This window comes from Haloplanus sp., assembly GCF_028275055.1.
In the GTDB taxonomy this organism is placed as follows: domain Archaea; phylum Halobacteriota; class Halobacteria; order Halobacteriales; family Haloferacaceae; genus Haloplanus.
Genome location: NZ_JAQCNJ010000038.1, coordinates 36,215 through 44,924, shown reverse-complemented (window position 1 = coordinate 44,924; position 8,710 = coordinate 36,215). Strand labels below are relative to the sequence as shown.

At 65.9% G+C, this 8,710-nt stretch carries 10 protein-coding genes; 5 read left to right on the top strand and 5 right to left on the bottom strand.

Annotation, left to right across the window (positions count from 1 at the left end; translation table 11 throughout):
* Window positions 1-237: 237 nt before the first annotated feature.
* Window positions 238-921: a PHP domain-containing protein gene (locus tag Q0925_RS04915; RefSeq protein ID WP_299332392.1), complete on the top strand. Its 684-nt coding sequence runs from the start codon at window positions 238-240 to the stop codon at window positions 919-921.
* Entirely contained in the window at window positions 921-2,030 is a 1,110-nt protein-coding gene (locus Q0925_RS04910; protein WP_299332397.1) for an asparagine synthase C-terminal domain-containing protein, read from the top strand. Before Q0925_RS04915 ends, Q0925_RS04910 begins: the two co-directional genes overlap by 1 nt.
* Here the strand turns inward: Q0925_RS04910 and Q0925_RS04905 are convergent.
* Both Q0925_RS04905 and Q0925_RS04900 read right to left on the bottom strand, forming a co-directional pair.
* Window positions 2,019-2,495 (bottom strand): NUDIX hydrolase, encoded by a 477-nt coding sequence (locus Q0925_RS04905; RefSeq protein ID WP_299332391.1) that lies wholly within the window; start codon window positions 2,493-2,495, stop codon window positions 2,019-2,021. The genes Q0925_RS04910 and Q0925_RS04905 overlap by 12 nt on opposite strands.
* Window positions 2,496-2,703: 208 nt before the next feature.
* Window positions 2,704-3,693, bottom strand: a complete 990-nt coding sequence (locus Q0925_RS04900; RefSeq protein WP_299332390.1) for a transcription initiation factor IIB — start codon at window positions 3,691-3,693, stop codon at window positions 2,704-2,706.
* Window positions 3,694-3,820: 127 nt separating this feature from the next.
* Between Q0925_RS04900 and Q0925_RS04895 the strand changes: the two genes are divergently transcribed.
* The gene (locus Q0925_RS04895; protein WP_299332389.1) at window positions 3,821-4,933 is read left to right on the top strand and encodes a CobW family GTP-binding protein; all 1,113 of its coding nucleotides are present in this window, start codon (window positions 3,821-3,823) and stop codon (window positions 4,931-4,933) included.
* Here Q0925_RS04895 and Q0925_RS04890 read toward each other — a convergent pair.
* Genes Q0925_RS04890 through Q0925_RS04880 form a run of 3 tightly spaced genes read right to left on the bottom strand, consistent with a single transcriptional unit; the run spans window position 4,930 to window position 6,740 of the window.
* Window positions 4,930-5,085, bottom strand: a complete 156-nt coding sequence (locus Q0925_RS04890) for a hypothetical protein (RefSeq protein WP_299332387.1) — start codon at window positions 5,083-5,085, stop codon at window positions 4,930-4,932. The two genes, Q0925_RS04895 and Q0925_RS04890, sit on opposite strands and share 4 nt — an antisense overlap.
* A gap of 45 nt (window positions 5,086-5,130) precedes the next feature.
* Window positions 5,131-6,288 (bottom strand): glutathione-independent formaldehyde dehydrogenase, encoded by a 1,158-nt coding sequence (locus tag Q0925_RS04885; protein WP_299332395.1) that lies wholly within the window; start codon window positions 6,286-6,288, stop codon window positions 5,131-5,133.
* A gap of 5 nt (window positions 6,289-6,293) precedes the next feature.
* Window positions 6,294-6,740 (bottom strand): GlcG/HbpS family heme-binding protein, encoded by a 447-nt coding sequence (locus Q0925_RS04880; RefSeq protein WP_299332386.1) that lies wholly within the window; start codon window positions 6,738-6,740, stop codon window positions 6,294-6,296.
* 387 nt (window positions 6,741-7,127) lie between these two features.
* Between Q0925_RS04880 and gatC the strand changes: the two genes are divergently transcribed.
* Together gatC and gatA are read left to right on the top strand one after the other, a co-directional pair.
* Window positions 7,128-7,406, top strand: coding sequence for an Asp-tRNA(Asn)/Glu-tRNA(Gln) amidotransferase subunit GatC (gene gatC / locus Q0925_RS04875; protein WP_299332385.1), 279 nt, complete (start codon window positions 7,128-7,130; stop codon window positions 7,404-7,406).
* Window positions 7,403-8,680 carry an Asp-tRNA(Asn)/Glu-tRNA(Gln) amidotransferase subunit GatA gene (gene gatA, locus Q0925_RS04870; protein WP_299332384.1) on the top strand — a complete coding sequence of 426 codons (1,278 nt, stop codon included), beginning with the start codon at window positions 7,403-7,405 and terminating at the stop codon, window positions 8,678-8,680. The genes gatC and gatA overlap by 4 nt, the downstream gene beginning before the upstream one ends.
* Window positions 8,681-8,710 lie beyond the last annotated feature (30 nt).

The window sequence follows — 8,710 nt, the reverse complement described above, 5'->3', positions numbered from 1 at the left end:
CCCCCTCGACGGCGTGCCAGTCGGTGTGACAAGCGCCGGCGTGTCGTATCTCGACGCTGACTTCCCCCGGCTTCGGGTCGTCCACCTCGACGTCAGTCAGCGTGAATCCGTCCGACGACTGGTCCTCGATGATCGCAGCCGAAACCGTTCGGGACATTCGTGGGCATCGGTGGGAGACCCACCATTATGAAACCTCGACCGGCGTGTTTTTTATCGCCCGCGTCCGAGGTTACCACCGTGTTATCGGTCGAGTTGCACACACACTCGTCGTTGTCGCACGACGGCCGCGACCCCGTCGACCACCTGCTAGAACAGGCGGCGTCGGTCGGGCTTGACGCCTTGGCAGTCACCGATCACGACGAGATAGATGCCAGCCTCAACGCGGCCGAGCGGGCCCCCGACCACGGTCTGATCGGTATTCCCGGCATGGAGATTACGACCGCCGTGGGACACGTTCTCGCACTCGGTGTCCAGGAGGCGGTCCCGTCGGGACTCTCCTTCGAGGCGACGCTCGACCGCATCCACGACGGGGGTGGCATCGCCGTCGTCCCCCACCCGTTCCAGCCGTCCCGTCACGGCGTTGCCACACACCTCTCCGAGGAGGCCCTCGCGAGCGCGGACGCCATCGAGGTGTACAACTCCCGCCTGCTGACGGGGAGAGCGAACCGCCAGGCCGAACGCTTCGCCGCGGCCCACGGCCTCCCGATGACCGCCGGGAGCGACGCCCACATCGCCGAGATGGTCGGGCAAGCGACCACCGAAGTCCACGCAGATGAGCGTTCGGCCGGGGGCATTCTCGACGCCGTCGTCGCCGGGCGGACGAGCGTCGTCGGCCGGCGCACACCGTGGCATATCAGCTTCCGGCAGGCCGCCGGCGGCGCGAAACGACGCGTTCTCCGAGCGCTCGGCGACCTGTTGTGATCCGGGGCACCGACGCCGCGACGGTTCGTCGCGCCCTCGGTTCGGGCGATCCCCTCCCGGGGGCGACCGGCTTCGCCGGCCGACTCGACGGCCGCCTCGTCCGCGATGTGCTCGGCCGCCGCCCCGTTTTCGGCACCCCCGACGACTGGGGGTTCGTCCCCACGGACATCGACACCGACGACCCGACTCCCGTCCCCGCCGGCCACGTCCGGGATTCGACGGCCGACGGGCCGGTCGACCGTCGCGTCTGGTCGCTCCCCGACCCGCCGGCCACAACCGACGCCGCCGCCGCCATCGGCACCGTCGAACGGGCGGCCACCGAAGCCGTCGCGGCGGTCAACGACGACGGCAACGATCTCGCCGTCGCCTTCTCCGGCGGTGTCGACTCGGCGCTTGTGGCTTCGGGCGTCCCCGACGCTCCCTGTTATGTCGCCGGGTTCCCCGATGCGGGCGATGTGGCGACCGCCCGCGACGCCGCCGCGGCGATGGACCGTGATCTCCGGGTGGTGGAACTCAACCACGCCGACCTCGAACGCGCGGTCCCCGAGGTGGTCGCCGCGACCGGCCGGACCGACGCGATGAGCGTAAGCATCGCCCTTCCCCTCTACGTGGTCGCCGAACGCGCCGCAGTCGACGGGTTCGACCGCCTCGCACTCGGACAGGGGGCCGACGAACTGTTCGGCGGTTACGCGAAGGTCGTCGATCCCGCAGACGACGACCGGATCGACGCGACGACCGTTCGCGGAGCGGTCCGGGAGACGATCCACACCCTTCCCGATGGCATCGAGCGAGACACCCTCACACTCCGGGCCGCCGGCGTCGAACCGGTGTTTCCCCTCCTTGACGACCGTGTCGTCAGGGCGGCGCTTCCCCTTCCCGACCACCTTCTGGCGACCGACGACCGCCGGAAGATTGCGCTCCGGCGGGCCGTGGCCGGCCGCCTCCCGTCGACGGTCGTCGACGCCGACAAAAAAGCCGTCCAGTACGGCAGCCTCGTCTCGCGGGAACTCGACCGCCTCGCCCGGCAGGCGGGGTTCAAGCGACGACTGGACCGTCACGTCGACCGGTATATCGAGTCGCTGGTCGACGACCGCCGGTCACGCACCTGATTGACGTTCGGCGGCGTCGATGGCTTCGATGCCCAGTTCCCGCACGTCGTCGTCGATGTCGGCCTCACGGAGGGTGGCGCGGTCGTACCACGCCCACGCCTCCGATCCCACCTCCCCCGGACCGGGGTCGATCGCCCGCCTTTCGGCTGTCGCGTAGAAGACGTGATCGACGTGTTGGTGGCCGACCTCGCCGTTGCAGACGTTCACGTCCGCCAGCATCAGATGTCGGGGCCGAGGGATCGACCGCGTCGTCTCCGAACTGATGTCGGCGTGGTCGGCTAACAGCGTCGGATCGAGCCCGGTTTCCTCCCGGGCCTCGCGGAGTGCCGCCTCGTGGGGCAGTTCTCCCCGGTCGACGTGACCGCCGGGCGGGAGTCGCAGGCCGAGACCGGGGTGTTCGTGGAGCGCGGTCACACCGTCCGCGACGACATACACCGTCGCGGTGACGTGGCGAGTCAGTTCCATGGCTGTGGATCGGTCGCCGCCCGTATCGGCCTTCCGACGGAACGTTTTTTTCGTGTGCCCGCGACACTCGATGATCGACCGCGCTCATCTTCGCATCTCGTACCGGGACCGACCGAACCCCACGGTCCCAGTCGACGGCGCGTTCGGAGTCCCGAAATCGACCGTGCGGGCCGCCGGCCGCCGGTCCGTCGGCGACGCCCACGCGTCGCTACGGAACCTGTATCTGTTCTTCGGCTTCGAGCAGTTCGTGATACCGGTTGCGGATGGTCACCTCGGAGATGTTGGCAACCTCGCTGACCTCGCTTTGGGTCACCTTCTCGTTGGTGAGGAGGGCGGCGGCGTAGATGGCCGCGGCGGCGAGACCGACCGGACTCTTGCCGCTGTGGACGCCCTGTTCCTTGGCGGTCTTCAGGAGGTCGCGCGCCCGCCGTTCGGACTCATCGGAGAGGTCGAGTTCGGAGGCAAACCGCGGGACGTACTGCTCGGGGTCCGCCGGCTGGATCTCCAACCCGAGTTCGCGGACGACGTATCGGTACGTCCGGGCAATCTCGTCTTTCTCGACGCGGGAGACGGTGGCGATCTCGTCGAGCGACCGTGGGGTGCCGGCCTGTCGGGCGGCCGCGTACAGTGCGCTCGTGGCGACGCCCTCGATAGAGCGACCGGGAAGAAGGTCGTCGGAGAGTGCGCGGCGGTAGATCACCGAGGCGGTCTCGCGGACGTTCTCGGGGAGGCCAAGCGCCGAGGCCATACGGTCGATCTCACCGAGTGCCTGTTTGAGGTTGCGTTCTTTCGAGTCTCGGGTGCGGAACCGCTCGTTCCAGGTGCGCAGGCGCTGCATCTTCTCGCGTTGTCGCGACGAGAGGGTCTTGCCGTAAGCGTCCTTGTCCTGCCAGCCGATGTTTGTCGATAACCCCTTGTCGTGCATCATCTGGGTCGTCGGTGCGCCGACCCGTGACTTCTGATCTTTCTCCTTGGAGTCGAAGGCTCGCCACTCGGGGCCGTGGTCGATCTCGTCTTCCTCGACGACGAGTCCACAGTCGGCACACACCGTCTCGCCGTGTTCCGTGTCGGTGGTGAGTTGGCCCTCACACTCCGGACAACGCAACCGCTCGCCGTCCCCGTTGGTGCCCTCGGTTTCGTCCTCGCTCTCGCGCGCGCGTGAGCGCTCGGCCGTGTAACCGCGTACGCTGTCAGTCATATGTTTGTATCAGTGAGCAAAATGGCTCTCTACAGAATCTAATAATCCAAAGATATTTAAATCTGACGGAAGAGTGCAAGCATCCAGCGTGGGGTTGATACCGCTGCCCCGACTTCTTATAGAGATAATGAGCGACGAGAACGCCACAACCCCGATGACGGTTATCAGCGGGCCGTTGGGTGCCGGCAAGACAACGCTGGTCAATCGACTGCTGGACGACCCCGGTGACCGGCGCATCGCCGTCGTAGTGAACGACATGGGGGAGGTGAACGTCGACGCCGAACTGTTGGCGGGAGCGGCCGACGATGACGTGATCGACCTTTCGAACGGCTGTATCTGTTGTCGGCTCCAAGACGACCTCGTGACACAGGTGAGTGGGTTGGCCACGGAGCGGTCCTTCGACCACCTCGTCGTTGAGGCCTCGGGGATCAGCGAACCGATACCCATCGCCCGAACCCTGACCGAGGGGACGGCCGAGGGTGAGCCACCGAACGGCGTTCATCTCGACACGACCGTCTCGGTGATCGACGCCTACGGCTTCTGGAAGGCGTTCGATCCCTCTGCGTCGCTCCCCGACGGGGCCCCCGAACCGGAACGGCCGCTCACCGAGGTACTCGTCGATCAAATCGAGTTCTGCGACGTTCTCCTGTTGAACAAATGTGATCTGGTTCCCGAGGAGGAACTCGACGCCGTCGAGGCGGCGATTCGGGAACTCCAGCCCCGGGCGACGATCCACCGGACGACCCACTCAGAGGTCGATCCCGGAACCGTTCTCGGTACCGGCGCCTTCGACTTCGCGGCGGCGAAGCGCCGGCAAGGGTGGAAGCGTACACTCGCCGAGGGCGACGACGCCGACGGCCACGGCGAACACGCCCACGGTGACCGCCCGGCGGCCGCCGCACATGGCGTTGGATCGTTCGTCTATCGTCGGGGACAACCGTTCCATCCAGCGCGTTTCGATGCGTGGCTCGACGAGTGGGACGGCGACATCGTCCGTATGAAAGGGTTCGCGTGGGTCGCGAGTCGACAGGAGACGGTAATCGGCGTGAGCCAGGCCGGACCGGCCGCTCAGGCCGGCCCGATCGGCGAGTGGGGCGCGGACGACCCACAGACGCGACTCGTCGTGATCGGCCGGAACCTCGATTCCGAGGCGATCACGGCCCGTCTCGACGACTGTCTGGCCGACGACGCGGAACGGGAGGCGTCGTACCCCGACGACCCGCTTCCGCGGGAGTCCTAGGCGTCGAGTCCGACGTCGTCGCGGAGTTCATCCCACGACTCGTGGAACCCGTATGTCGATTCGGACGCCGCCGTTGCCGTCCGGTAGGTGTCGTCGTACGATAGGAGCTGCGTCCAGCCATCGTGGAGGCGGTAGCTACAGTACTGGCACATACATCCGTGGAATCGCCGACCGGTGATAGGGTTGTCGTCGGGGCGTTACGGCTCCAACAGCACCTTCGTAACGCCTTCCTCGCGGTTGTCGAAGGCTTCGTACATCTCGGGGGCCTCGTCGAGGCCAACACGGTGGGAGACGACCCAACTCGGATCGGCCCGTCCCTCGATAATCAGGTCGCGAAGCTCGCGGTTGTACGACTTGACGTTACACTGGCCGGTGCCAAGGGCCTGTCCCTTCTCGAACAGGAGGCCGAAGTCGATTCCGATCCGGCCCTGTGCGGCCATGTCGTCCGGCGCGCCGGGGTCTTCGGGGACATAGAGGCCCGGGATGCCGAGTTCACCCGTCGGCCTGACCGTCCGGATGAGGTTGTTGATAACGACCGCGGGGTTCTCGCGGGCCGGGTCGTAGGCTGAGTCGGCCTCCTTCTCGGGGTCGACCGCCTGGTAACCGACCGCGTCGACGCCCTTGTCGACGCCGCCACCGTGCAGGTCCTTGATCTGTTCGACCGGGTCGCCCTCCTCGAAGTTGATCGGCGTCGCGTCGCAGTACTCCTCGCCGAGTTCCAACCGTGAGGGTACGCGGTCGACGATGTAGATTTCGGCCGCGCCCTTGATCTTCGCACTGTAGGCGGCCATCAGACCGACCGGACCGGCGCCGTAGACCGCCACGGAATCACCCGGTTCGACGTTTGCGAGTTCGGTGCCGTGCCAACCGGTTGGGAAGATGTCCGCGAGAAGCGAAAACGCGTCCTCGTGTGCGTCGCCATCGGGGAGTTTGAGCGCGTTAAAGTCGGCGTACGGAATACGGAGTTTCTCCGCTTGGCCCCCCTTGTACGGGCCCATAGCGACGTAGCCGTACGCCCCACCGGCGAAACCGGGGTTGACGTTGGTACAGAAGCCGGTGTAACCGCTCTCGCAGTTCTCACAGTGACCACAGGCGACATTGAACGGGGCAACGACGCGGTCACCGACCTTGAGGCTCGAAACGGCGTCGCCGGTTTCCTCGACGATACCCATGTTCTCGTGGCCGAAGACGATTCCCGGCTCCGCCGACGTCCGACCCTCGTACATGTGGAGATCTGACCCACAGATACACGTCGTCGTGATGTCGATGAGAACATCGTTCGGGTGCCGGATCTCCGGTTCGGCGACTTCCTCGACGGCAACCTCGTGGGGGCCCTTGTAAACGACGGCGTTCATCGACATCAGTTGTGCACCTCCGCCGGGGAGTCGCTACGGATCGACTCCCAGTGAGCCACACCCGCTTCCGCGACCTCCATATCTTGTTCGACCGCACCACCGGAGACGCCGAACGCACCCACGATATCCCCGTTCTCGTTCAGCAGCGGGTAGCCGCCGCCGAAAATGACCATCCGACCCTCGTCGGTCGACTGGAGACCGTACAGGGAGTTGCCGGGTTCGGACGGTTCGGCGAGTCCGTGTGTGGGCATGTCGAGTGCCGCCGAGGTGTACGCTTTGTTTCGCGATATCGACACGGAGGCGAGCCACGCCCCGTCCATCCGATGTTGTGCAACGAGGTTCCCCTCGCTGTTCGTTACCGCGATGACCATCGGGTTGTCGATTTCGTCGGCCCGTTGTTCGGCGGCGTCGATCAGTTCGGTTGCGGTGTCGAGTGTGATAGATTGAACCATTACGGACGTGTATCCACTCCCCTGGGTCATAAGTATTTGTATTTACGCCATGTGAGGAATCGAGTGACGATCAGTAATCGACGGATCACTCGGAACCGCAAAGGAACGTCTAAAACGGAGTTATATCGGATATACGCATCAATATATTGGACTACTGTTATTTGTGCTCTCCGATGTCAGGTGGATGTAGGTAAACGAAACTAATTATACATTCTCCGTTCGAGGAACAGCCGAACGAGCCGCTAACGAGATGTTTTTGGCGGGCCTAAACAAATCGACGTGGAGTTTCTCCCGCTCGCTTGGTGGCGGCGTCGACCGTCGGCGACAGCGGTGGCGACCGATCGGTGGACCGAAACCCTTAGTGCCGGGCCGAAAGTCCCGACTAACATGAGCGAGACGCCCGTCGACGCCGACGAGGTCCGCCACGTCGCCGACCTCGCGCGGATCGACCTGGACGACGAGGCGGTGGACCAGTTTGCGGTGCAGTTCGCCGACATCCTCTCGTATTTCGACGCCTTGGACGACGTACCCGAGGTCGACCCCGAGGCCGACCTCGTCAACGTCATGCGGGACGACGAGGTTCGTGACGGACTCACCCAAGCCGAGGCTCTGGAGAACGCGCCGGAGGCCGAGGACGGCTACTTCAAGGGACCGAGCGTCTCATGAGCCACGACGCCTTCATCACCGAGGAGACGATCCACGGGGCCGACGACGGCCCACTCGCCGGTCGAACCGTCGCGATCAAGGACAACATCTCGACGGCGGGCGTCCGGACGACCTGCGGGTCCGAGATGCTCACGGACTACGTTCCCCCGTACGACGCAACGGTCGTTGAACGACTCAAATCGGCCGGGGCAACGCTTGTCGGCAAGACGAACATGGACGAGTTCGGGATGGGAACGACGACGGAGACGTCGGCGTTCGGGCCGACGACGAACCCGGTCGACGAGGACCGCGTTCCGGGGGGGTCGTCCGGCGGCAGCGCCGCGGCCGTCGCCGCCGGCGAGGCCGACGCCGCGTTGGGAAGCGACACCGGCGGCTCGGTCCGGTGTCCGGCGGCGTTCTGTGGCGTCGTCGGGATCAAGCCCACGTACGGACTGGTGTCGCGGTACGGGCTGGTCGCCTACGCCAACTCGCTCGAACAGATCGGCCCACTGGCCCCGACCGTCGAGGAGGCTGCCGAGGTCCTCGAGGTCATCGCCGGCCCCGACGACCGCGACGCGACGACCCGAGCCGAGGGTGCCGACGCGAACTACGCGAGCGCCGCCGACGGCGAGGTCGACGGGCTTTCGATCGGTGTCCCGACCGAACTGATCGAGGGGGCCGACGACCGTGTTGTCGACCGGTTTCACGAGACCATCGCCGACCTCGAAACGCGGGGCGCGGAGACCCACGAGGTGAGCCTCCCCTCCATCGAACGCGCCGTGCAGGCCTACTACGTCATTGCCATGTCCGAGGCGTCGTCGAACCTCGCACGGTTCGACGGCGTCCGCTACGGTCCCGACACCGACGCGGAAGGCAACTGGAACGAGTCGTTCGCGGCGGTCCGTGAGGCGGGGTTCGGCGACGAGGTCAAGCGCCGCATCCTTCTCGGGACCTACGCCCTCTCCGCCGGCTACCACGACAAGTACTACGCCAAGGCACAGGACGCCCGCGCATGGCTCAAGCAGGACTTCGACGAGGCCCTCTCCGATGCCGACGTGTTGGCGTCGCCGACGATGCCCGTGCTCCCGTTCGAACTCGGCGAGAGCCTCGATGACCCGCTTCAGATGTATCTCGCCGACGCCAACACGGTGCCGGTGAATCTCGCCAACCTCCCCGCGATCAGCGTCCCCGCGGGTCGGGCCGACGGCCTCCCCGTTGGCTTCCAGTTGATCGGGCCAGCCTTCGGCGAACGGGCGATCATCCGGGCCGCGAGCGCCGTCGAGTCGTCGGTCTGAGCGACGTGCTGCCGTTACTTCTTGATTGTG

Excerpts from the sequence above, each read along its gene's own strand:
- gatA (WP_299332384.1), top strand. The coding sequence starts at position 7,403 with ATGAGCCACGACGCCTTCATCACCGAGGAGACGATCCACGGGGCCGAC.
- Q0925_RS04885 (WP_299332395.1), bottom strand. The coding sequence starts at position 6,288 with ATGAACGCCGTCGTTTACAAGGGCCCCCACGAGGTTGCCGTCGAGGAA.
- Q0925_RS04895 (WP_299332389.1), top strand. The coding sequence starts at position 3,821 with ATGAGCGACGAGAACGCCACAACCCCGATGACGGTTATCAGCGGGCCG.
- gatC (WP_299332385.1), top strand. The coding sequence starts at position 7,128 with ATGAGCGAGACGCCCGTCGACGCCGACGAGGTCCGCCACGTCGCCGAC.
- Q0925_RS04890 (WP_299332387.1), bottom strand. The coding sequence starts at position 5,085 with ATGTGCCAGTACTGTAGCTACCGCCTCCACGATGGCTGGACGCAGCTC.
- Q0925_RS04880 (WP_299332386.1), bottom strand. The coding sequence starts at position 6,740 with ATGGTTCAATCTATCACACTCGACACCGCAACCGAACTGATCGACGCC.
- Q0925_RS04900 (WP_299332390.1), bottom strand. The coding sequence starts at position 3,693 with ATGACTGACAGCGTACGCGGTTACACGGCCGAGCGCTCACGCGCGCGC.
- Q0925_RS04905 (WP_299332391.1), bottom strand. The coding sequence starts at position 2,495 with ATGGAACTGACTCGCCACGTCACCGCGACGGTGTATGTCGTCGCGGAC.